A 20,998-nucleotide genomic window follows, 5' to 3' on the forward strand; every position below is an offset into this window, starting at 1 on the left:
GTCGGGAGTATGCGTACTACGACCCGATCGACACGCTGCCGGAGTCCGGCCAGCGCTGGTGGGCCGCCCAGCGCCCCTGAACCACCACCGGACAGCGCGCGACCCCGACCGATGTTCCGGTCGGGGTCGCGCGCTGTCCGGGTGCTACTTGCCCAGCACCCGGCGGCCCATGTCCTTGATCTGCTCGGCGGCCTGACCGGCCTTGCCGGCCAGCTTCTCCTGCTCGCCCTCGCGCTGCAGGTCCGGGTTCCCGGACATCTCGCCGACCTTTTCCTTGGCCGCGCCCGTCAGCTCCTCGGCCTTGTCCTGGACCTTCTCGCGGATGCCCATTCCACCCTCCCGAGTCGTGTCGCACTCCTGGTCTGCGGCGCCGCTGAGCGGCACACAGCCCGGAATTCCCGATATCACCCGAGCCGAAACCCCTGTTGGTCGGTGCGAAGCACCTTTGGGGTTTTGAAGTGTGTGCGGAGCGCACACGCCCTAGGGCATCCTAGGACGATAGGTCGAGGGGGTTAAGGACGATTGGGGTGGGGCGCACGTCGCCTGAGGCATCCTAGGAAGGTGGGTTCCGGTTCGGGACGGGGCGGGCGGGTAATGGGGGCGCGAATGCCCACCGCGCCCGAGGGGAAGCCCCATGAAACCGGTCAAGCTGTCGATCATCTACTACTCCGCCACCGGCACCCTGCACGCCATGGCCGAGCGGCTCGCCGCCGCCGGCGAGAAAGCCGGCGCCGAGGTGCGGCTGCGCAAGGTCGCCGAACTGGCCCCGCCCGAGGCCATCGCCAGCAACCCCCGGTGGGCGGCGCACGCGGAGGAGACCGCCGGATACACCCCCGCCACCGCCGACGACATCGTGTGGGGCGACGCGGTCCTGCTCGGCTCCCCCACCCGGTACGGCAACGTCGCCAGCCAGCTCAAGCAGTACCTCGACACCCTCGGCCCGCAGTGGAGCAAGGGCCAGCTCGCCGACAAGGTGTACGCCGGCTTCACCGCCAGCATGACCGCCCACGGCGGCCAGGAGTCCACGCTGCTGGCGCTGTACCAGACCATCCACCACTTCGGCGGGATCGTCGCCGCCCCCGGCTACACCGACCCGCTCAAGTACACCGACGGCAACCCGTACGGCGTCTCGCACGTCACCGGCGGCGGGAACGACGCGCCGCTCACCGACACCGACCACGCCGCCCTGGACCACCTCGCCCAGCGGGTGGTCACGATCGCCGACCGGCTGCGCGGCCGCTGACCGGGGGTCAGACCCGCGGGGCGCGGCTCTCGTACGGCGTGGACAGCACCACCGTCGTCCGGGTCGTCACGTTCGCCGCGGTCCGGATCTCCTGCAGCAGCCGCTCCAGGTCCGCCGGGTTCTCCACCCGGACCAGCAGGAGGTAGAAGTCCTCGCCGGCCACCGAGTAGCACGAGTCGATCTCGGCAAGGTGGGAGAGGCGCTCGGGGGCGTCATCCGGCTGGGACGGGTCCAGCGGCCGGATCGCCACGAAGGCCGCCAGCGGCAGCCCCACCGCCTCGAACGACACGGTGGCGGTGTACCCCTTGATCACGCCGCGCTGTTCGAGGCGGCGCACCCGCTGGTGCACCGCCGAGACCGACAGGCCGACGCGCTCGGCGAGGTCGGTGAACGACAGGCGGCCATCTCCCGCGAGCGCCGCCACGATGGCGCGATCAGTGTCCTCCACGGGTGCAACCTACACCGCCGCGCGTCGGCCGACACCGGCCGTGCGGGCGGCGCGCCCCCACGACGGTCGTCGATGGGCGAACGGCCGGTGTGGGCGTTGGCGCCGGCGGGTACGGTGAACCGGCAATGAATGGGCGAGCGCCGACAGTTTCCGCCGGCGCCGGGAGAGGCGGTGGCCGCGTGCGGGAGACCGAACGGCCGCGCCCGCACGACGGCGGCCGCACGACGGTCCGCTCCCCCGCCGCGCTCGACCACGCAGCCCTGCTGTACGCCGACGGCTTCGAGTACGCGGTCGGGGTGACGGAGTTCGTCCGGTCCGCGCTGGCCGACGGTCGGCCGGTGCTGGTGGCGGTACCGGGCGCGCGGGTGGACCTGCTGCGCGGGGCGCTGGCCGACGTGGCGGACCGGGTGACGTTCGCCGATCTGGCGGTGGCCGGGCGCAATCCGGGCCGGATCATTCCCGAGGTGCTGCTGACGTTCGCCGCCGCGCACCCGCGGCAGCGGATCGCGGTCCTCGGGGAGCCGGTGTGGGCGGGGCGCAGCGCGATGGAGTACCCGGCGTGCGCGGCGCACGAGGCGCTGCTCAACGTGGTGCTGGCGGACCGGGCGGCGGCGGTGCTGTGCCCGTACGACGTGGCGGCGCTGGAGCCGGCGGTGCTGGCCGACGCGGCGCGGACCCACCCGGTGCTGGTGGAGCGCGGGGTGCGCCGGCTGAGTGGCGCGTACGGCGACCCGCTGGCGACGGCGCGGGACTTCAACCGGGCGCTGCCGGAGCCGCCGGCCGACGCGGCGCGGCTGGCGTTCGCCGGGGAACTGGAGCTGGGGGCGGTCCGGCGGTTCGTACTCGGCCGCGGCGACGCCGCCGGGCTGGACCCGGACCGGCTGGACGACCTGACGGCGGCGGTCAACGAACTGGCCGCCAACAGCGTCGAGCACGCGGGCGGGGGCGGCGTGGTGACGCTGTGGCGGGAGGGTCCGGTGGTGGTGTGCCAGGTGGACGACGCCGGGCACCTGGCCGACCCGCTGGCCGGGCGGCTGCCCCGGCCGGCGCACCTGCCGCGCGGCCGCGGGCTGCTGCTGGCGAACCGGCTGTGCGACCTGGTGCGGGTGTACACCCGGCCGGGCGGGACGAGCGTGCGACTGCACCTGGCGGCCTGACGCCGCGGCGCCGGGACCACCGGGTCGCCGCGCGACATCCGAAGCCGGGCGCGCCGGACCGACCCCGGGGCGGGTCAGCGGGGTTTGCGGCGGGCGCGCAGGAACGGGGTCAGGCCCTGGCCCTCGTCGGCGGCGATGAACGCCGCGTGCGCGTTGAACAGGGCCTCCTCGGCGTGCGGGATGCAGCCCCACACCGTCTCCCCCCAGGGGTCGGCGAGCTTGACCTCGGCCGGGCTCGGGCAGGGCGCGCCGCCGGCCACGCCGATCCGGCACTGCGCCGGCGGCCGCCCGCGGCGGGCCGACGCCGCGGCCGCCTCGGCGGTGATCGAGTACCGGCTGCGGCCGTCGCCGGCGGGCTGGCCGGGGCGCAGGTCGCGCATGCCGTACACGACGACGTTGCCGTCGGGGTCGACGACCCGGACCTCTCCCCCGGCGGCGTGGTCGGGGTGTCCGGCGTGGTCGGGGGCGTGGCCGGCGGCGGCCAGCCGGGCGGTGACGGCGTCGAGGTCGTCCACCCAGACGTAGACCTGCAGCGGCAGTTCGGCGGTGAACAGCGGCGGGCGGACGTCGGCCAGCAGCAGGGTCGAGTCGCCGCAGCGCAGGTAGCACCAGGTGGAGTCGTCCGTGCCGCCCTCCCGGTCCGCGGTGAAGCCGAACAGTTCCCAGAACGCCCGGGACCGGTCGAGGTCCTGCACGTACACGACCGGGATGAGCGCGGTCACGATGCCCTGCACACGGACACCCTAGAGGATGGCGGGCGCCGGGCGGCGCCCGCCGGCGGGCGGCTCAGCGGGTGAGCTGGCGGGCGATCACCAGGCGCTGGATCTGGTTGGTGCCCTCGACGATCTGGAGCACCTTGGCCTCGCGGAAGTACCGCTCGACGGGGTGGTCGGCGACGTAGCCGGCGCCGCCGAGGAGCTGGACGGCGTCGGTGGTGACCCGCATGGCGGTGTCGGTGGCGAACAGCTTGGCCTTGGCCGCCTCGGCGGAGTACGGGCGGCCGGCGTCGCGCAGCCGGGCGGCGGCCAGGGTGAGGGCGCGGGCGGCGGAGATCTGGGTGGCCAGGTCGGCCATGAGGAAGCCGAGGCCCTGGAACGAGGCGATCGGCTTGCCGAACTGCTGCCGCTCGCGGGTGTAGGCGACGGCGTGGTCGAGGGCCGCCTGGGCCAGCCCGACGGCACAGGCGGCGATGCCGAGCCGGCCGGAGTCCAGGGCGGTCATGGCGATCCGGAAGCCGATGCCCTCCTCGCCGCCGATGACCGCGTCGGCGGGCAGCCGGGCGCCGTCGAAGGAGATCTGCGAGACCGGGGAGCCGTTGAGGCCCATCGTCCGCTCGGGCTTGTGCGGGGTGATCCCGGCGGCCGGGACGTCGGCGTACAGGCAGGAGATGCCATCGGAGCCGGGCCCGCCGGTGCGGGCGAAGACGTGGTAGAAGTCGGCGTGGTGGGCGTGGGTGATCCACGCCTTGGTGCCGCGCAGGACGTACCCGTCGGCGTCGCGGTCGGCGCGGGTGGTCAGCGCGGCGGCGTCGGACCCGCCCTGCGGCTCGGACAGGCAGTACGCGCCGAGCCGCTCGCCGGCCAGCAGGTCGGGCAGCAGCTCCCGCTGGGCGGCGGTGCCGTACCCCGCGATCGGGAAGCAGGCCAGCGTGTGCACGCTGATCGCCTCGGCGACCGTCAGCCAGCGGCTGGCCAGGATCTCCAGGACCTGCAGGTACACCTCGTACGGCTGGCCGGCGCCGCCGTCGGCCTCCGGGTACGGCAGGCCGAGCAGCCCCGAGCGGCCCAGGGTGCGCAGCACCTCGCGGGGGAACTCGCCGCGCGCCTCGAACTCGGCGGCGCGCGGCGCCAGCTCCCGGTCGGCCAGCTCGGTGGCCAGGTCGAGCAGGTCGCGGGCGTCGTCGCTGGGCAGGATGCGTTCGATCACCCCGCAACCTTAACGGTCGTTCCGGCCGCTGTCCGACCCGCCGGTGGCTCAGGGGCAGGCCGCCCCGGCGCAGCGGCGCTGGGCCGCGAGCGCGGCCGCCAGCGGCCCCACGGCGGGGTCGTTGCCGGGCTTGCGGTCGCCGTACAGGTTGGTGAGCTGCCACGGGTCGGCGGCGAGGTCGTAGTACTCGCGGTCGGTGACCCGGCCGCTGTCGTCGTAGACCTCGGTGTACCGGTACCGGTCGGGGACGAGGGTGGACGCCCAGGGCGGGATGCCGGCGCCGTTGTCGCTGTCCCGCCAGTACTCGGTGAGGATCCGGTCCCGCCGGTGGCCGCCGAGCAGGCTGCGCCCGTCGGTGGCGTAGCTCGGGGCGAGGCCGGCGGCGTCGAGGATGGTCGGGGTGATGTCGACGTTGGCGGCGAGCCGGTTGTCGGTGCCGCGGTCGATCCGGCCGGGGAGGCTGATCAGCAGCGGCACCCGCTCCGCGGCGTCGTACGGCATGAACTTCTCCATCAGGCCGTGCTCGCTCCAGAACTTGCCATTGTCGGAGAGGAACACGACGAGGGTGTTGGCGAGTTCGCCGCGGGCGGCCAGGTGGCGGCGGATCGACTCGATCGCGTCGTCGGCCGAGAGCTGGGTGCGCAGTTGCGCCTGCCGGGTGCGGGAGCCCTCGGCCTCGCTCTTGCCGAAGTTGCGCACGTACCGGGGCTTGTCCGAGCGGTCGGCCTCCCGGGTGGCCGGGCTGCCGTCCCAGGTGAAGGGGACGTTGGCGTACTTCGGCTCGGGGGTGAACGGCGAGTGCGGGGTGACGAAGCCGGCGTTGACGAACCACGGCCGGTTGTCGTCGCGCTCGAACTCGTCGAGGTACCGGTTGATCTGCTCGCCGATGAACGTCGTCGAGTACCGCGCCCGCACGCCCTTGCCGTCGACGTTGAACAGCGCGTTGTCGTAGCCGCCGCCGGCGAGCGCCCACCGGTCGACGTACGGCGGCTGCTTGTGGATCTTCCAGGCGTTGAACAGCTTGCCGACGACGGCCGTGCGGTACCCGGCGGTCTTCAGGTCGTGCACGACGGTGCGGTCGTGGTCGAGCCGGCCGATCGCGTTCTGCGCGACGACGCCGTGGTTGTGCGCGTACCGGCCGGACCAGATGCTCGCCCGGCTCGGGCAGCAGCTCGGCGTGGTGACGACCGCGTTCGGATAGCTGCGGCCGTTGCCGCCGAGCCAGGCGCGGGTGCGCGGCATGGCGACCATGGACTCGGGCCGGGCGTCGTCCAGCAGCAGGACGAGCACGTTGGGCCGCTGCGGCGGCGCGGCGGCGATCACGGCCGCCCCGCCGGCCATCGTGGTCAGGACGACCGCTGCCGCGGCCAGCACGCTCCGGTGTGCACGCATCGACGAAACCTCCCCCGTTGGAACCGTCGCCGCAGGACGCTACGCAGGTCGCGGGCGGGGAACAAGGCGCGACACGGTACCGTCGGCGGGGATGAGTCCACCGATCGGGGGGATATTCGCGGTGGGGGCTGGGTCGGCGGTGGGGGCTGGATCGACGGCGGCCGGGGCGGGGGCGCGGTGGACGCCGCGGGTGCTGCTCGCGGTGGTGCTCGGCGCGCTGGTGGTCTCGGGCGTCGCGCCGTACGACCGGCTGACCTGGCTGCTGGAGACCGTGTGGGTGATCGTGGCGGTCCCGGTGCTGGTGGTGACGTGGCGGCGGTTCCCGCTGACCACGCTGCTGTGCGCGCTGCTGGCGGTGCACGCGCTGATCCTCATCGTCGGCGGCCACTGGACGTACGCCCGCACGCCCGTCGGCAACTGGCTGCGCGACGTGCTGGAGCTGAGCCGCAACCCGTACGACCGGATCGGCCACTTCGCCCAGGGCTTCGTGCCGGCGGTCCTCGTCCGCGAACTGCTGGTGCGCACCTCGCCGCTGCGCGGCAGCCGCTGGCTGGCGCCGCTGACGGTGTGCGCGTGCCTGGCGTTCAGCGCGTTCTTCGAGCTGATCGAGTGGTGGGCGGCGGTGACCGGCGGCGCGGCCGCCGACGACTTCCTCGCCACCCAGGGCGACGTGTGGGACACCCAGTGGGACATGTTCCTCGCCCTGTGCGGGGCGATCCTGTCGCTGCTGCTGCTGAGCCGGCTGCACGACCGGCAGCTCCGCGCCCTCGCCGCACCGGCCCGCGGCGGCGTGGACGTGCGCGCGTGACCGGCGGACTGCGCACCGCCGTCGACGCCGCCGGCGTCGCCACCCTCACCCTGGACCGGCCGGCCAAGCGCAACGCGCTGACCGCCGACATGTGGGCGGCGCTGCCCGGCGTCCTCGACACGCTGGCCGCCGACCCGGCGGTGCGGGCGCTGGTGCTGGTCGGGGCGGCGGGCACGTTCAGCGCCGGCGCCGACATCGACGAGCTGTACGACAGCTACGGCGAGCCGGACGCCGCCGACGCCTTCCACGCGATCAACGTCGCCGCCGAGGTGGCCCTGGCCGGCTTCGCCCACCCCACGATCGCCGCGGTCGAGGGGGCGTGCGTGGGCGGCGGCTGCCAGCTCGCCGTCGCCTGCGACCTGCGGTTCGCCGCCGCCGACGCCACCTTCGCCGTGCCGCCGGCCCGGCTCGGCGTGGTCTACCCGGCCACCGCGACCGTCCGGCTGGCCGGGCTCGTCGGGCCCGCCCGGGCCAAGTACCTGCTGTACAGCGCCGCCCCGATCGACGCGCACCGGGCGTTCGCGTACGGCCTGGTCGACGAGGTGGTGCCCGGCGACGTGGTCGAGCGGGCGGTGGCGTTCGCGGCCGGGATCGCGGCGAACTCGGCGCAGACGATCGGCGCGGCCGGCGACGTGCTGCGCGCCCACCTGGCCGGGCGGGACCCGGACGGGGCGGCGGCGCCGTGGGAGCGGCGCTCCCGGACGGCCCCGGACGTGCGGGAGGGGCTGGCGGCGTTCCGCGAGCGCCGCGCCCCGCGCTTCCACCCCGACTGAGCGGCCCCCGTCAGGAGTCGAGGCGGCGCAGGTAGCACCACTCGATGTCGGCGGGGCGGTAGCCGAGGCGGGTGTTGACGGCGAGCATCGGGGCGTTCACCGCGTCGTTGCCCGCGTACGCCGCCCGCAGCCCCGCCGCCGCGGCCCGCCGCAGCGCCTCGATCTTCGCCAGCCGGGCGTACCCCTGGCCGCGGAACTCGCGCAGCGTCCCGGTGCCGGCCGACAGCACCCGGCCGCCGGCCCGGTCGGCGTCCAGCAGCGCCACCGCCACGCACCGGCCGTCGACCAGCGTGGCGGTGCTGAGGTCCTTGTCCAGGTCGAGGCGGGTCCACACGTCGGCGTCCCAGTCGGCCCGGCTGACCCGGTCGAAGCTGACCGTGCCCGGCTCGTCGGCCATCGTGGCGGTGTCGACGGAGTACAGCTCGTCGGGGTCGACCGCCGACCAGGGCAGCACGGTCACGCCCGGCGGCAGCGGCTCGGCCGGCGGCGGGTTGGCCAGGTCGAGGCGGCTGATCCGGGACTCGTCCACCGGGCGGAAGCCGTGCCCGGCGGCGAAGCCGGCCGTGGGCAGCGTGGCGGGCCCCCAGGCGGTGACCCGGCGGGCGCCGACGCCGGCCAGGTGCTCCAGCAGCCGCGCCAGCAGCACGGAGCCGACCTGCTGGCGGCGGGCCGGCTCGTCGACGATGACCTGCACGTGCGCCTGGCCCGGCTCGCTGGTCATCGTGTTGAGGTGGGCGCGGCCCGTGCCGAGCACCGCGCCGTCGCGCTCGGCGACGAACCGGGCGGCGCCGGCGCGCGGGTCCGCGTCGTCGCGGGCCCACCGCTGCCGCAGGCCGGCCTCCGTGCCCGCCTGCCAGGGCGCGACCGCCGTCCGCAAGCGGTGGAAGTGCGGCAGGTCGGCGGGCCCGGCGGGCCGGATCGTGGTCATGCCTCCCTTTGTACCGGGACCGGCAACCGATTTCCGGTGCCCGGCTGCGCCGGCCGGGGCCGGCGGGCCCCTAGGATCGGCGGGGTGACCCGCCCGCTGCTCGCCGTCGACGCCCCCAGCCTGTACTTCCGCGCGTACCACGGCATCCCCGAGTCGGCCGCCCGGACCGACGCCGGGGAGCCGGTCAACGCCGTGCGCGGCTTCCTGGACATGCTGGCCACCCTCATCCGCACCCGCCGGCCGGGCCGGGTGGTGTGCGCGCTGGACGCCGACTGGCGCCCCGCGTTCCGGGTGGAGCTGCTGCCCAGCTACAAGACGCACCGGGTGGCCACCGGCGACGCCGAGGAGATCCCGGACGGGCTGAGCCCGCAGGTGCCGGTCATCCTCGAGGTGCTCGATGCCGTCGGGATCGCCGTGTTCGGGGTGGCCGGGTACGAGGCCGACGATGTCCTCGGCACGCTGGCCACCGTCGCGCCCGCGCCGGTCGAGGTCGTCTCCGGGGACCGGGACCTGTTCCAGCTCGTCGACGACGCCCGCGGGGTGCGGCTGCTGTACTGCGGGCGGGGCGTGGCGAAGCTGGAGGACTGCGACGACGCCGCCGTCCGGGCCAAGTACGGCGTCCCGGCCGCGGCGTACGCCGACTTCGCCGCGCTGCGCGGGGATCCGTCCGACGGGCTGCCCGGCGTCGCCGGCGTCGGCGAGAAGACCGCGGCCCGGCTGATCGACCGGTACGGCAGCCTCGCCGGCATCGTCGCCGGCATCGCCGACGACGCCGCGGCGTTCGCGCCGGGGCTGCGCGGCAAGCTCGCCGCCGCGACCGACTACCTGGCGGTGGCGCCGGGCGTGGTCAACGTGGTCCGGGACGTGCCGCTGCCCGCGCACGACGCCGACCTGCCCGCCGTGCCGGCGGACCCGGACCGGCTGGTGGAGCTGGCGCAGCGGTGGAACATCGCCGGGCCGGCCCGGCGACTGGTCGACGCCCTGGTCACCGCGGCCTGAACCGGCGGCCCGGCGCGGGCCGGATGGGGGGCCGGCCGGGTCAGACCCAGAGGCCGAGGAGCGCGCCCATCAGCATCGCCGCCAGCACGTCGTGGGCGCCGTCCAGGACGCTCAGCGCCACCGGCCGCTGGGCGAACCCGTTGTGGATGAAGTGCGCCCCGGCCCGCAGCACCAGCGCCAGCACGCCGGCCAGCAGCACGCCCTCGCCGACGCCGTGCGCGTCCGTGGCCAGCATCAGCGCGTTCAGCGTCGCGGCGCTGGCCAGCGCCACCACCGCCAGGATGCCGAACTGGGCGCCCATCCCCCCGGGGTCGCCGTCGGTCCGGACGCCCGCGAGCGCCGCCCAGCGCGCCCCGAACACCCGCTGGTGGTACCAGACGTACCCGACCGCGAAGTTCGACAGGGCGGCGAGCACCACCGCGAGCCAGCTCACCTCGCCGAACGCCTCGAACAGCTCCATGGCGATACACCTCCCGTGTGTACGGCGGTACGGGGGTGGGACGCCCCGGCGCGGGGTCGGGCGCCGGTCGAGATCCGATCTTTACCGGGGCGTGGCCGCGGCGTCACCGCCGGCCGGGCGTCAGGCCATCGTCGAGTACGCCAGCACCCCGCGCCGGACCGCGCTCATCGCGTCCCTGGCCGCCGAGCGCAGCGCGGGCGGCGCGCCGGCCGCCTCGGCGAGCTGGCCGAGCAGGTCCAGGACCTGCCGGGACCAGCGGACGAAGTCGCCGGCCGGCATGTCCCCGTCGGCGTGGCTGGCCAGCACCTTCGCCAGCGCCTCGCCGCGGGCCCAGCGCAGCATCGGCCAGACGAAGCCGAGGTCCGGCTCGCGGCTCAGTTCCAGCCCGGCCGCCGACTCGGCGGTGCGCAGCCCGTCCCACAGCCGCAGGGTCGCGTCGACCGCGTCGCCGATCGGGCCGTGCGGCACCGCCACCCGGTCCTCGGCCTCCCGGCGCGCCTCGTACACCAGCACCGACACCGCCGCGGCCAGCTCGGCCGGGGCGAGCCCGTCCCACACCCCGGCCCGGACGCACTCGGCGACCAGCAGGTCGGCCTCCGTCCAGATCCGGGACAGCATCCGGCCCGCGTCGGTGACCTCCCGGCCGCCGGGGCCGGCGGTCAGGTAGCCGCGCTCGGTGAGCACCGCGCACACCCGGTCGAACGTGCGGGCCAGCGAGTTCGTCCGGTGCGCCACCTTGTCCCGCAAGCCGCGGGTCTCCCGGTCCAGCCGGTGCCGGCGCTCCGCCCAGCGGGCGTGCTCCTCCCGCTCGGCGCAGGCGTGGCAGGGGTGCCGGCGGAGCTGCGCGCGCAGGCCGGTCAGGGCGTCGTCCTCGCCGGCGCGGGCCCGGCCGGGGCGGCGGCCGGCGCGCCGCGGCACGTCCAGCCGGCGCAGCTCGGCGGCCAGGTCGCGGCGGGCCGCCGGGTTGCGGGCCTGGAACCCCTTCGGTACGCGCAGCCGGCCCAGCGCCGCCACCGGCGTCGGGAAGTCCGACGTGGACAGCCGCCCGGCCCACCGGTCCTCGGTCAGCACCAGCGGGCGCGGCTCGCCGCTGTGCGCGGTGCCGGGGTCCAGGACGACGGCCAGGCCGGCGCGGCGGCCGCTCGGCACCTGGATCACGTCGCCGGGGCGCAGCGCGCGCAGCGCGTCGAGGGCGGCCGCCCGGCGCAGCTCCTGCGACGCCCGGGCCAGCTCCCGCTCCCGGTCGGCGATCGCCACCCGGATCGCGAAGTACGCGGCGAAGTCGCCGTGGTGGCACTCGGCCTCGGCGCCGTGCGCGTCCATCGCCGCCTGGTTGCGCTGGACCTGCTGGGCCAGCCCGACCACCGACCGGTCGGCCTGGAACTGGGCGAACGACGATTCCAGCAGCGCCCGGGCCCGGTCGATGCCGACCGAGCCGACCAGGTTGACGGCCATGTTGTACGACGGGCGGAAGCTGGACCGCAGCGGGTACGTCCGGGTCGAGGCCAGCCCCGCGACGTGCCGCGGGTCGACCTCCGGCGCCCAGAGCACGACCGCGTGCCCCTCGACGTCGATGCCGCGCCGGCCGGCGCGGCCGGTGAGCTGCGTGTACTCCCCCGGCGTCAGGTCCACGTGCGCCTCGCCGTTGAACTTGACCAGCCGCTCCAGGACCACGCACCGGGCCGGCATGTTGATGCCCAGCGCCAGCGTCTCGGTGGCGAAGACGGCCTTGACCAGCCCCTCGACGAACAGCTCCTCGACGGTCTCCTTGAACGCCGGCAGCATCCCCGCGTGGTGCGCGGCGATGCCCCGTTCCAGGCCGTCGCGCCAGTCCCAGTAGCCGAGCGCCGCCAGGTCCTCGTGCGGGATGTCGGCGCCGCGCCGCTCGACGATCCGGCGGATCGCCTCCCGCTCGTCCGGGCTGGTCAGCCGCAGCCCGGCGGCCAGGCACTGCTGCACGGCCGCGTCGCAGCCGGCCCGGCTGAAGATGAACACGATCGCCGGCAGCAGGTTCTCCCGGTCGAGCCGCTCGATCACCTCGTGCCGCGGCGGCGGCGTCCACCGCCGGCCCCGGCCCGGCCGCCCGCGCAGCGGGCCGGCCTCGCTGATCCGGCGCAGCGACTCCCGGCTGTACCGCAGCAGCTCGGGGTGCACCTCGTGGGCGCGGGCGGCGTCGGAGTCGTGGAACAGGTCGAACATCCGCCGGTTCACCAGCATGTGCGGCCACAGCGGGACCGGCCGGTGCTCGCTGACGATCACCCGGGTCCGGCCGCGGACGGTGACCAGCCAGTCGGCGAACTCCTCCGCGTTGGACACCGTCGCCGACAGCGACACCACGGTCACCGACGGCGGGAGGTGGATGATCACCTCCTCCCAGACGGCGCCGCGCAGCCGGTCGGCGAGGTAGTGCACCTCGTCCATCACCACGTACGACAGGCCGTCCAGGGCCGGCGAGCCGGCGTAGAGCATGTTGCGCAGGACCTCGGTCGTCATCACGACCACCGGGGCGTCGCCGTTGACGGCGTTGTCGCCGGTCAGCAGGCCCACGTTGGCGGCGCCGTGGTGGGCGACGAGGTCGTGGTACTTCTGGTTGGACAGCGCCTTGATCGGCGTGGTGTAGAAGCACTTGCGCTGCTGGCGCAGGGCCAGGTGCACCGCGAACTCGCCCACGACCGTCTTGCCGGCGCCGGTCGGCGCGCACACCAGGACGCCCTCGCCCTGCTCGAGCGCCTCGCAGGCCGCGCGCTGGAAGTCGTCGAGGTCGAAGGCGCGGGTCGGCAGGAAATCGGTCAGCGCCGGGAACCCGGCGGCCATGGCCGCCCGCTGGCGCGCCGCCGCGTACCGCTCGGCCGGCGAGGTCATCTCGCAAGCGTAGTGCCCGCGCGCCCCCGCGGCCGCACCGGGCGGGCGATCATGGACGGGCGCACCCCGTCCGGGGAACGCTCGTTTTCGGCCCGGGCGTCCGAGTCGATAGGGTGCACGGCGTGCCGGAACCAGCCGAGCCCCACGACCGCCCCTTCGACGCCGTCCTGTTCGACTTCCACGGCACCCTCGCCAGCGCCGAGGACGCGGTGGCCTGGGTCAGCGGCGCCGCGGCCGCGTGCGGCCACTCCCTCGACCGCGGCCGGGCCACCGGCCTCGCCGACCGGCTGCTCACCGCCGGCCGGCCGGGCGGGCCGGCGCCCGCGCGGATCCCGCCGCACCTGGCCGAGGTGTGGGGCGACCGGGACCTGGACAGCGCCGCCCACCGGGCCGCGTACGTCGGGCTCGCCGCCACCGTCGACTGCGGCATCGACGGGCTGGCCGAGGCGCTGTACGAGCGGCACCTCGACGCGGCCCGCTGGCAGCCGTACGCCGACGCCGCCCCCACGCTGCGCGCGCTGCGCACCGCCGGCCTCGGCGTCGGGGTGGTGAGCAACACCGGCTTCGACATCCGCCCGCACCTCGCCACCCGCGGGCTGGCCGCGCTGGTCGGCGCGTGGGCGCTGTCCTACGAGGTCGGCCGCTGCATGCCCGACCCGATGATATTCCACCGGGCGGCCGCGCAGTTGCGGGTCGACCCCGAGCGGGTGCTGGTGATCGGCAGCAGCCCGGTCGACGCCGGCGCGGTCGACGCCGGCTGCACCGTCGTGGTGCTGCCGGCGGGCGCGCCGGGCGCGGTCAACGGGCTGGCCGCGGTGTGCCGGCTGGCCGGCGTGCCGCAGCCGTAGCGACGACGCCGTCCGCGGCGGCGCCGCCGGCCGGGCGCGGCGTGACCCGCCCCGGCGGGGTCAGGTCGTCTCGTCGTAGCGGCGGGACGTGGGCAGGGGCTCGGCCACCGGCTCGGGGGCCCCGACCGGGTCCGGCGCGGCGATCGGCTCCCGCGGGTGCGCCGCCACCGGCTCGCGCGCGGCGTCGTCCAACGGGGACAGCTCGTCGTCGTCGACCGCCGGCGCGGCGGGCTCCCGGCGGCTGCGCCGCCGGTCGTGCAGGAACGCCACCCCGAGCGCGACGAAGTACAGCAGCGACAGCGCCCCGGCCAGCAGCACCATGCCGAACGGGCCCGGGTCCGGCGTGGCCACCGCGGCGAACGCGAAGCACAGGAACACGATCACCCGCCACCAGCTCGCCAGCCGGCGGGCGCTGACCACGCCGGTGAAGTTGAGCATGAGCAGCAGCAGCGGGAACTCGAACGCCACCCCGAACAGCAGGATCATCGTGGTGACGAACGAGATGTACGACTCCACCTCCAACTGCACCCGGGACCCGTCGTGGCCGGTGACGCCCGCCTCGATGAGGAAGAACAGGCCCTTCTCCACCACCGCGTACGCCAGCGCCGCCCCGCCCGCGAACAGCGGCGCGGCGATCGCCACGAACACGTACGCCCACTTGCGCTCGTGCCGGTGCAGGCCCGGCGCGACGAACGCCCAGAGCTGGTACAGCCACACCGGGCCGGAGACGATCAGCCCGATCCACAGGGCGAGCTTGAGCTTGATGATGAAGCCGGTCGCCGGCGACATCTGGAAGAACGGCTGGCAGACGCCGTCCACGGTGTAGCCGGGCAGCCGGCAGTACGGCTGCTTGAGCAGGTCGTACGCGCCGTCGGCGAGGAAGAACCCGACGACGAGCCCGAGCACCACCCCGAGCGCGGCCCAGAACAGCCGGTCACGCAGCTCGCGGATGTGCTCGATCAGCGTCATCGAGCCGTCGGCGGCGCGCGCGAACCGATCCGCGCGGCGCCGCCGCAGGACGAAGGCCATGACCGGTACCCCGGGTCAGCGGTCGTGCGCGCGCTGTACCGGGTCGATGACCTCGCCCTGGGCCACCGGTGGCTTCCGGTCGGCCGGCGGGCGGTCGTCGGCCAGCGGCTGCCGGCCCGACTGCGCATCGGCCTTCTCGGACAGGTCGTCCTTGGGCGGCGAGTCGACGAGGTCCTTCGTCTCCGCCTTCATGATCCGCAGCGAGCGGCCCAGCGCCCGAGCGGCGTCGGGCAGCCGCTTGGCGCCGAAGAGCAGCACCAGCACCGCCACCAGGAGGAGGATGTGCCAAGGCTTGAGGGCATTCATCGGGCCAACACACCTTTCGCGCCACGCTGTTGCGGCCGTCTTCGACAGGGTCCGGCGCGGGCAGTCGCGCCGGCCGGGCATCGATGCCCGGAGCCCGGCCCGGGCATCGCCGGGCCGCACTCCTCGATCCTACGCGGCGCCGTCCGCCCGCCGCTCCCCCGCGCGGTCAGCGAGCGCCGGGTGCGCGGCGAGCGCTTCGGCCCGCTCCCGCAGCGCCTCCAGCCGGCCCTGCAGGGCCCTGGCCTGCTCCTGCCTCGCCGACAGGTCGACCACGGCCCGGCGCAGCGGCCCCAGCCGGCGCAGGACCGCCCGGGCGGCGCCGCCCAGCACGAGCAGACCGAGCAGGGCACAGACGCCCCAGAGCAGCCAAATGTTCACCGACGACCCCACGAGCGTCAGCCTACTGCCCGGCCGGTTCGGGCGCGGCGTACGCCTGCAACGCGGCGCCCGCCTCCGCCTCGACCGCGGCCCGCAGCTCGGGCGGCGCCACCACCCGGGCGTGCGGGCCGAGGCCGAGGACGAGCCGGCGGGCCCACGCGGGGTCGGTGACCCGCAGGGTCACCTCCCACTCGGCGCCGTCCTCGGTGACGCTCTCGCACGGGTAGTACTCGGTGATCCACCGGCCGGCCCGGCCCACCCGGAGGGTGACCAGCGGCAGGTCGGGCGAGGCGCGGAACACGCCGGCGGCGAGGTCGGCGGGCGTGGCCTGCGGCGGCGGGGCGGCCGGCTCGGCCAGCTCGGTGAGCACGTCGATCCGGTCGGTGCGGAACAGCCGGACCGCGCCGGCGCTGCGGCACCACGCCTCCAGGTACGCCCGCCCGGTCGTGACGAACACCCGCAGCGGGTCGACCACCCGCCGGGTCGTGGCGTCCCGGCTGGCCGTGTAGTACGTCAGCTCCAGCGCCCGCCCGCGCTCGACCGCCGCGCGGACCTCGGCGACCCGGTCGGCGTTGCCGGGAAGGCTGACCGCGACCGGCGCCCCGGCGACGTCGCCCGCCGCCGACTCGATCTTGGCCAGGGCCCGCTCGATGGCGTCCCGGTCGGCGACGCCGGGGGTCTCGGCGAGCATCCGCAGCGCCACCACCAGGGCGAGCGCCTCGTCGGCGGTCAGCCGCAGCGGCCGGTCGATGCCGGCGTCGTAGGTGATCGTCACCCGGTCGCCGTCGAGCACCATGTCGATGAGGTCGCCGGGCCCGTAGCCGGGCAGCCCGCACACCCACAGCAGCTCCAGGTCCTCGCGGAGCTGCCGCTCGGTGATCCCGAGGTCCGCGGCGGCCTCGCCGAGCGCGATGCCGGGGCGGGCGAGCAGGTACGGCACCAGGTTCAGCAGGCGGGCCAGCCGGTCGGCCGAGGCGTTCACGCCGCGCTCCCGGCGACGATCTCCTTGAGCCGGCCGATCACCGCGTCGCGCAGCTCCGGCGGGCCGACCACCCGGACGTCGGCGCCGAACCCGGCCAGGTACCCGGCGAACGAGTCCACATCGGCGAACGACAGGGTCAGCCGGTCCCCGCCGGGGGCCGGCGCGGCGGACCGGGCCCAGCGGCGCAGCCCGGCGGCCCGCCCGGCCCGCGCCCACACGGTCGCCTCGCCGGACCGCTCCGGCGCCCCGGACCAGCGCCGGACCTGGCTGAGCAGGTCGACGTCCGGCCGCTCGTAGGCGCCGGGCTCGCCGACCGGCCGGACCGGGCCGACGATCCGGGACAGCCGGAAGCAGCGGGTGGCGGCCCGGTCGAGGTCGTGGCCGACGACGTACCAGCGGCCGCGCCAGCAGACCAGCCCCCACGGCTGGAGCCGGCGGGCGGTCGGGGCGTCGCCGGACGGCACTCGGTGGGTGAACGTCACCGCCCGCCGGGCCCGGGCGGCGGCGGTCAGCGGCGCGAACGCCGGGTCGACCGTGACCAGCGGCTCCAGCCCGACGGTGGCGCTGTCGTCGACGTCGATGCCGGCGGCGCGCAGCTTGGCCAGGCCGGACGAGGCGGCCGCGGCCAGGCCGGCGTGCTGCCACAGCCGGGCGGCGATGCCGACGGCCGCGGCCTCGTCGGCGGCCAGCCGGACCTCGGGCAGCGCGTACTCGCGGTGCGCGATCCGGTACCCCTGCTCGGTGTCGAAGACGCTGGTCGTACCCATCTCCAGCGGCACGCCCAGGTCGCGCAGCTCGGACTTGTCCCGCTCGAACTTGCGCTGGAACGCCTCGTGCTGCTTCGGGTCCCGCCCGTCGTGCTCGTAGCCGGGTACGGTCGCGGCGATCTGGGCAGCGGTCAGGAACCGCCGGGTGGACAGCAGGCAGATGACGAGATTGACCAGGCGCTCGGTGCGGTTCCGGGACACCCCACGCACGCTAGCAGTGCCGCGCGCGCGGCGTCCGCCACCCACCCCGCGGCGGCGAGCCGGCGGCCCGGCCGGCGCGCGGTCGGCTACGGTACTTCCCCGTGGTGCGATGGCGGACGGCGACGATCACCGCGGTGCGCGGGTCCTGGCGCGGCGCGGCCGCGTACGACGCCGAGGTGGCCGGCGAGCCCGGGCCGGTGGCGGCGCTGGCCTACCCGGCGCTGGTGGGCGAGCCGCGGGTCGGCGACCGGGTGCTGCTCAACGTCGGCGCGCAGGCGATGGGCCTGGGCACCGGCGGGTACGCCCTGATCGTGGCGCTGCCCGACCGGCTGCCGGCCGACCCGCCGACCGACGCCGCGACCCGCGACCACGGCCACGTGGTCAAGGCCCGGTACACGCCGCTGCAGCCGATCACGCTGGGCGTGGACGAGGAGGCCTCGCCGCACCGGGCGGCGCTGGCCGACGCCGACTCCCTGGACGGGATGCCGGTGGTCACCGCCGACCTGCACTCGGCGCTGCCGGCGATCCTGGCCGGCGTCCGCGCCGACCGCCCGGACGCCCGGGTGGCGTACGTGATGACCGACGGCGGCGCCCTGCCGGCCTGGTTCAGCCGCACCCTGTCCGGCCTGGCCGACCACCTGGTCGGCACGGTGACGACGGGCCAGGCGTTCGGCGGCGACCTGGAGGCGGTCACCCTCCACAGCGGCCTGCTGGCCGCCCGGCACGTGCTGCACGCCGACGTGGCGATCGTCACCCAGGGCCCCGGCAACCTCGGTACGGGCACCCGCTGGAGCTACTCCGGCGTCGCCGTCGGCGAGGCGGTCAACGCGATCGGCGTCCTCGGCGGCGACCCGATCGGCGCCCTCCGGCTGAGCGCCGCCGACCCGCGCCCCCGCCACCGCGGCCTCTCCCACCACGCCCACACGTCGTACACCCGGGTGGCCCTCCACCCCGCCACCCTGGTCCTGCCGACCCCCCTACCACCGACCCTGGCCGCCGACATCGAAGCGGCCCTTCCCGCCCTGACAACCCGCCACCACGTCGTCCGCGTGGACACCGACGGCCTGGACAGGGCCCTGCGCGCCTCCCCGGTCCCCCTGCGCAGCATGGGCCGCCCCTACGACGCCGACCCCATCCACTTCCTCGCCAGCGCCGCCGCCGGCCGCCACGCCACCACAAAAATCCCCTGACCCGAAAGCAGCCGAAAGCCGAATCACCAACCCCGACCACAAAGGCTTACAAAAAGGAATCGCGAGCACCACCACCGCGACATCCGTACGGACGTGAAGCGGGAGGGGGCGGGTGCCCCGGCAGGGGATCAAGCCTGACCGCCCCTGCCGGGGCACCCGCCCCCTCCCGCGCCCACGCACGGCCCCGACTCACCCGGCCGCCCCGCCCGGTCCGGCCAAACGACCGACCCCGAACCGCACCGGCTACATGCTCGCGATCAACCGATCCACCCGCTCATCGTGCGCCCGGAACGGATCCTTGCAGAGCACCGTCCGCTGCGCCTGGTCGTTCAGCTTCAGGTGCACCCAGTCCACCGTGAAGTCCCGCCGCTTCTCCTGCGCGTGCCGGATGAACTCCCCGCGCAGCCGCGCCCGGGTCGTCTGCGGCGGCGTCTCCTTCGCCTCGTAGATCGCCAGGTCGTTGACCACCCGGTCGACCTTCCCCCGCCGCTCCATCAGCCCGAACAGCCCCCGCCCGCGCCGCAGGTCGTGGTACGCCAGGTCGAGCTGCGCGATCCGCGGGTGCCCCAGCGGCAGGTCGTGCTTGCTCTGGTAGCTCTCCAGCAGCCGCAGCTTCGTCACCCAGTCGATCTCCCGGGCGACGGGGTCGAGGTTGCCGGACTCCACCGCCGACAGCACCCGCCCCCACAGCTCCACGACCCGCTTGGCGATCGGGTCGTCCTCCCGGGCCACGAACTCGGCGGCCTTCGAGTGGTACTCCTGCTGGATCTCCAGCGCGCTGACCTCCCGCCCGGACGTCAGCCGGACCAGCCGCCGGCCGGTCACGTCGTGGGAGACCTCGCGGATGGCCCGGATCGGGTTCTCCAGGGTCAGGTCGCGCAGCACCACGCCGGCCTCGATCATGCGCAGCACCAGGTCGGCGCTGCCGACCTTGAGCATCGTGGTGACCTCGTTCATGTTCGAGTCGCCGACGATGACGTGCAGCCGCCGGTACCGCTCGGCGTCGGCGTGCGGCTCGTCCCGGGTGTTGATGATCGGCCGGCTGCGGGTGGTCGCCGAGGAGACGCCCTCCCAGATGTGCTCGGCCCGCTGGGACAGGCAGTACACCGCGCCGCGCGGGGTCTGCAGCACCTTGCCGGCGCCGCAGATGAGCTGCCGGGTGACGAGGAACGGGATCAGCACGTCGGCCAGCCGGCCGAACTCGCCGTGCCGGGAGACCAGGTAGTTCTCGTGGCAGCCGTACGAGTTCCCGGCCGAGTCGGTGTTGTTCTTGAACAGGTAGATCTCGCCCGCGATCCCCTCGTCGTGCAGCCGCTTCTCGGCGTCGACGAGCAGGCCCTCCAGGATCCGCTCGCCGGCCCGGTCGTGCGCGACCAGGTTGATCACCGAGTCGCACTCGGGCGTCGCGTACTCCGGGTGGGAGCCGACGTCGAGGTACAGCCGGGCGCCGTTGCGCAGGAACACGTTGCTGGAGCGGCCCCAGGAGACCACCCGGCGGAACAGGTACCGCGCCACCTCGTCGGGCGAAAGGCGACGCTGGCCTCGGTAGGTGCAGGTGACCCCGTACTCGGTCTCAATGCCGAAGATGCGACGCTCCATAGTGAGACATTAGCCGCCTGTGGGCATTTGGTCACTGGGGCGCGGCCAATGCGCGCCGCGGGCGTCGCACGATCGTCTAACCGGCCGGGTCGGTGGCGACGAGGCTGTGGACGTGCATGTCGTGCCACCCGTCGGCGTGCCGCAGGGCGTGCCGGTGGGTGCCCTCGGCGACGAACCCGGCCCGGCCGGCCACCCGGCACGAGCCGGCGTTGCCGACGGAGTGGCGCAGGTGGACCCGGCCGAGGCCGAGCCGGTCCAGGCCCCACCGGGCCGCCGCCCGCAGGGCGGTGCTGGCCACGCCGCGGCCGCGGGCGCCCGGCAGCGTCCAGTAGGTCGCCTCCGCGCCGCCGTACCAGAGGGATACCTCGGACAGCGACACCCGGCCGCGCGGCTCGCCGCTCGCGGCGTCGGCGACCAGCCAGTTGACCGCCCGCTCGGCGGCGAGCTGCGCGGCGTAGTCGGCGATCCGGGCGGCGGCGGCCGCGGGCGTCATCGCGGCCTCGAGGTTCCAGTACGCGATGTGGGGGTCGGCGAACGCCGCGACCAGCACCGGGGCGTCGGCCGGGGCGAACGGGCGCAGCAGCAGGTCGCCGGCGTACAGCCGGGGCTGCGGCACGCCGGCGAGCGCCCCGGCCGGGACGACCGCCGCGGTCCCGTCGGCGGGCCGCCCGGCCGCCGGGCCGGGGGTGGCCACGGCGGCGG

22 protein-coding genes are annotated in these 20,998 nt (G+C 75.6%); 7 read left to right on the forward strand and 15 right to left on the reverse strand.

What is annotated here, in order from left to right; translation table 11 throughout:
- Positions 1-144: 144 nt before the first annotated feature.
- Entirely contained in the window at positions 145-330 is a 186-nt protein-coding gene (locus IEY94_RS17175) for a CsbD family protein (RefSeq protein ID WP_189171229.1), read from the reverse strand.
- Positions 331-634: 304 nt separating this feature from the next.
- Here IEY94_RS17175 and IEY94_RS17180 point away from each other — a divergent pair, with 304 nt between their 5' ends.
- Positions 635-1,243, forward strand: a complete 609-nt coding sequence (locus tag IEY94_RS17180; RefSeq protein ID WP_189171230.1) for an NAD(P)H-dependent oxidoreductase — start codon at positions 635-637, stop codon at positions 1,241-1,243.
- A 7-nt stretch (positions 1,244-1,250) separates the two neighbouring features.
- Here IEY94_RS17180 and IEY94_RS17185 read toward each other — a convergent pair whose 3' ends face one another.
- Positions 1,251-1,691: an Lrp/AsnC family transcriptional regulator gene (locus IEY94_RS17185; RefSeq protein WP_189171231.1), complete on the reverse strand. Its 441-nt coding sequence runs from the start codon at positions 1,689-1,691 to the stop codon at positions 1,251-1,253.
- Between the two features lie 179 nt (positions 1,692-1,870).
- Between IEY94_RS17185 and IEY94_RS17190 the strand changes: the two genes are divergently transcribed.
- A complete protein-coding gene (locus IEY94_RS17190) occupies positions 1,871-2,848 on the forward strand; it encodes an anti-sigma factor RsbA family regulatory protein (RefSeq protein WP_229784195.1) in 978 nt (325 codons plus the stop codon).
- 74 nt (positions 2,849-2,922) lie between these two features.
- Here IEY94_RS17190 and IEY94_RS17195 read toward each other — a convergent pair whose 3' ends face one another.
- From IEY94_RS17195 to IEY94_RS17205, 3 genes are read right to left on the reverse strand one after another with little or no spacing between them, the layout of a single operon-like run.
- A complete protein-coding gene (locus IEY94_RS17195) occupies positions 2,923-3,582 on the reverse strand; it encodes a VOC family protein (RefSeq protein WP_189171233.1) in 660 nt (219 codons plus the stop codon).
- Between the two features lie 52 nt (positions 3,583-3,634).
- Positions 3,635-4,771 carry an acyl-CoA dehydrogenase family protein gene (locus IEY94_RS17200; protein ID WP_189171421.1) on the reverse strand — a complete coding sequence of 379 codons (1,137 nt, stop codon included), beginning with the start codon at positions 4,769-4,771 and terminating at the stop codon, positions 3,635-3,637.
- A gap of 51 nt (positions 4,772-4,822) precedes the next feature.
- A complete protein-coding gene (locus tag IEY94_RS17205; protein ID WP_189171234.1) occupies positions 4,823-6,166 on the reverse strand; it encodes a sulfatase-like hydrolase/transferase in 1,344 nt (447 codons plus the stop codon).
- 121 nt (positions 6,167-6,287) lie between these two features.
- Here IEY94_RS17205 and IEY94_RS17210 point away from each other — a divergent pair, with 121 nt between their 5' ends.
- Both IEY94_RS17210 and IEY94_RS17215 read left to right on the forward strand, forming a co-directional pair.
- A complete protein-coding gene (locus IEY94_RS17210; protein WP_229784197.1) occupies positions 6,288-6,974 on the forward strand; it encodes a DUF2238 domain-containing protein in 687 nt (228 codons plus the stop codon).
- Positions 6,971-7,747, forward strand: coding sequence for an enoyl-CoA hydratase/isomerase family protein (locus IEY94_RS17215; protein ID WP_189171236.1), 777 nt, complete (start codon positions 6,971-6,973; stop codon positions 7,745-7,747). Before IEY94_RS17210 ends, IEY94_RS17215 begins: the two co-directional genes overlap by 4 nt.
- A 10-nt stretch (positions 7,748-7,757) precedes the next feature.
- On the opposite strand, the gene IEY94_RS17220 is transcribed toward IEY94_RS17215, so the two are convergent.
- Complete coding sequence (locus tag IEY94_RS17220) at positions 7,758-8,675, reverse strand: GNAT family N-acetyltransferase (RefSeq protein ID WP_189171237.1); 918 nt, start codon at positions 8,673-8,675, stop codon at positions 7,758-7,760.
- Between the two features lie 84 nt (positions 8,676-8,759).
- Here IEY94_RS17220 and IEY94_RS17225 point away from each other — a divergent pair, with 84 nt between their 5' ends.
- On the forward strand, positions 8,760-9,674 hold the full coding sequence (locus tag IEY94_RS17225; protein WP_189171238.1) for a 5'-3' exonuclease: 915 nt from the start codon (positions 8,760-8,762) through the stop codon (positions 9,672-9,674).
- Between the two features lie 40 nt (positions 9,675-9,714).
- Here the strand turns inward: IEY94_RS17225 and IEY94_RS17230 are convergent, their stop codons facing one another.
- Both IEY94_RS17230 and IEY94_RS17235 read right to left on the reverse strand, forming a co-directional pair.
- Positions 9,715-10,134: a DUF1761 domain-containing protein gene (locus IEY94_RS17230; RefSeq protein ID WP_189171239.1), complete on the reverse strand. Its 420-nt coding sequence runs from the start codon at positions 10,132-10,134 to the stop codon at positions 9,715-9,717.
- 120 nt (positions 10,135-10,254) lie between these two features.
- A complete protein-coding gene (locus tag IEY94_RS17235) occupies positions 10,255-12,996 on the reverse strand; it encodes a DEAD/DEAH box helicase (protein ID WP_189171240.1) in 2,742 nt (913 codons plus the stop codon).
- A gap of 113 nt (positions 12,997-13,109) precedes the next feature.
- Between IEY94_RS17235 and IEY94_RS17240 the strand changes: the two genes are divergently transcribed.
- Positions 13,110-13,844, forward strand: a complete 735-nt coding sequence (locus tag IEY94_RS17240; RefSeq protein ID WP_189171241.1) for an HAD family hydrolase — start codon at positions 13,110-13,112, stop codon at positions 13,842-13,844.
- A gap of 60 nt (positions 13,845-13,904) precedes the next feature.
- Here the strand turns inward: IEY94_RS17240 and tatC are convergent, their stop codons facing one another.
- From tatC to IEY94_RS17265, 5 genes are all read right to left on the reverse strand, one after another.
- Complete coding sequence (gene tatC / locus IEY94_RS17245; protein WP_189171242.1) at positions 13,905-14,873, reverse strand: twin-arginine translocase subunit TatC; 969 nt, start codon at positions 14,871-14,873, stop codon at positions 13,905-13,907.
- A gap of 15 nt (positions 14,874-14,888) precedes the next feature.
- Positions 14,889-15,179: a Sec-independent protein translocase subunit TatA gene (tatA, locus tag IEY94_RS17250; RefSeq protein ID WP_189171243.1), complete on the reverse strand. Its 291-nt coding sequence runs from the start codon at positions 15,177-15,179 to the stop codon at positions 14,889-14,891.
- Positions 15,180-15,308: 129 nt separating this feature from the next.
- Positions 15,309-15,557, reverse strand: coding sequence for a hypothetical protein (locus tag IEY94_RS17255; protein WP_189171244.1), 249 nt, complete (start codon positions 15,555-15,557; stop codon positions 15,309-15,311).
- Between the two features lie 22 nt (positions 15,558-15,579).
- Positions 15,580-16,539, reverse strand: coding sequence for a helix-turn-helix transcriptional regulator (locus IEY94_RS17260; protein WP_189171245.1), 960 nt, complete (start codon positions 16,537-16,539; stop codon positions 15,580-15,582).
- Entirely contained in the window at positions 16,536-17,507 is a 972-nt protein-coding gene (locus IEY94_RS17265; RefSeq protein WP_189171246.1) for a helix-turn-helix transcriptional regulator, read from the reverse strand. The genes IEY94_RS17260 and IEY94_RS17265 overlap by 4 nt, the downstream gene beginning before the upstream one ends.
- A 101-nt stretch (positions 17,508-17,608) precedes the next feature.
- On the opposite strand from IEY94_RS17265, the gene IEY94_RS17270 reads away from it, so the two are divergent.
- On the forward strand, positions 17,609-18,697 hold the full coding sequence (locus IEY94_RS17270) for a DUF3866 family protein (RefSeq protein WP_189171247.1): 1,089 nt from the start codon (positions 17,609-17,611) through the stop codon (positions 18,695-18,697).
- A 243-nt stretch (positions 18,698-18,940) separates the two neighbouring features.
- Here IEY94_RS17270 and pafA read toward each other — a convergent pair whose 3' ends face one another.
- Positions 18,941-20,296 carry a Pup--protein ligase gene (pafA, locus tag IEY94_RS17275; RefSeq protein ID WP_189171248.1) on the reverse strand — a complete coding sequence of 452 codons (1,356 nt, stop codon included), beginning with the start codon at positions 20,294-20,296 and terminating at the stop codon, positions 18,941-18,943.
- Between the two features lie 76 nt (positions 20,297-20,372).
- Positions 20,373-20,990 (reverse strand): GNAT family N-acetyltransferase, encoded by a 618-nt coding sequence (locus tag IEY94_RS17280; protein ID WP_189171249.1) that lies wholly within the window; start codon positions 20,988-20,990, stop codon positions 20,373-20,375.
- Positions 20,991-20,998 lie beyond the last annotated feature (8 nt).

The sequence above is a fragment of the Pilimelia anulata genome (assembly GCF_014647895.1).
Taxonomy (GTDB): Bacteria; Actinomycetota; Actinomycetes; order Mycobacteriales; family Micromonosporaceae; genus Pilimelia; species Pilimelia anulata.

Coding starts and splice junctions, on each gene's coding strand:
- IEY94_RS17175 (WP_189171229.1), bottom strand. CDS start 330: ATGGGCATCCGCGAGAAGGTCCAGGACAAGGCCGAGGAGCTGACGGGC.
- IEY94_RS17180 (WP_189171230.1), top strand. CDS start 635: ATGAAACCGGTCAAGCTGTCGATCATCTACTACTCCGCCACCGGCACC.
- IEY94_RS17205 (WP_189171234.1), bottom strand. CDS start 6,166: ATGCGTGCACACCGGAGCGTGCTGGCCGCGGCAGCGGTCGTCCTGACC.
- IEY94_RS17220 (WP_189171237.1), bottom strand. CDS start 8,675: ATGACCACGATCCGGCCCGCCGGGCCCGCCGACCTGCCGCACTTCCAC.
- IEY94_RS17230 (WP_189171239.1), bottom strand. CDS start 10,134: ATGGAGCTGTTCGAGGCGTTCGGCGAGGTGAGCTGGCTCGCGGTGGTG.
- IEY94_RS17235 (WP_189171240.1), bottom strand. CDS start 12,996: ATGACCTCGCCGGCCGAGCGGTACGCGGCGGCGCGCCAGCGGGCGGCC.
- tatC (WP_189171242.1), bottom strand. CDS start 14,873: ATGGCCTTCGTCCTGCGGCGGCGCCGCGCGGATCGGTTCGCGCGCGCC.
- tatA (WP_189171243.1), bottom strand. CDS start 15,179: ATGAATGCCCTCAAGCCTTGGCACATCCTCCTCCTGGTGGCGGTGCTG.
- pafA (WP_189171248.1), bottom strand. CDS start 20,296: ATGGAGCGTCGCATCTTCGGCATTGAGACCGAGTACGGGGTCACCTGC.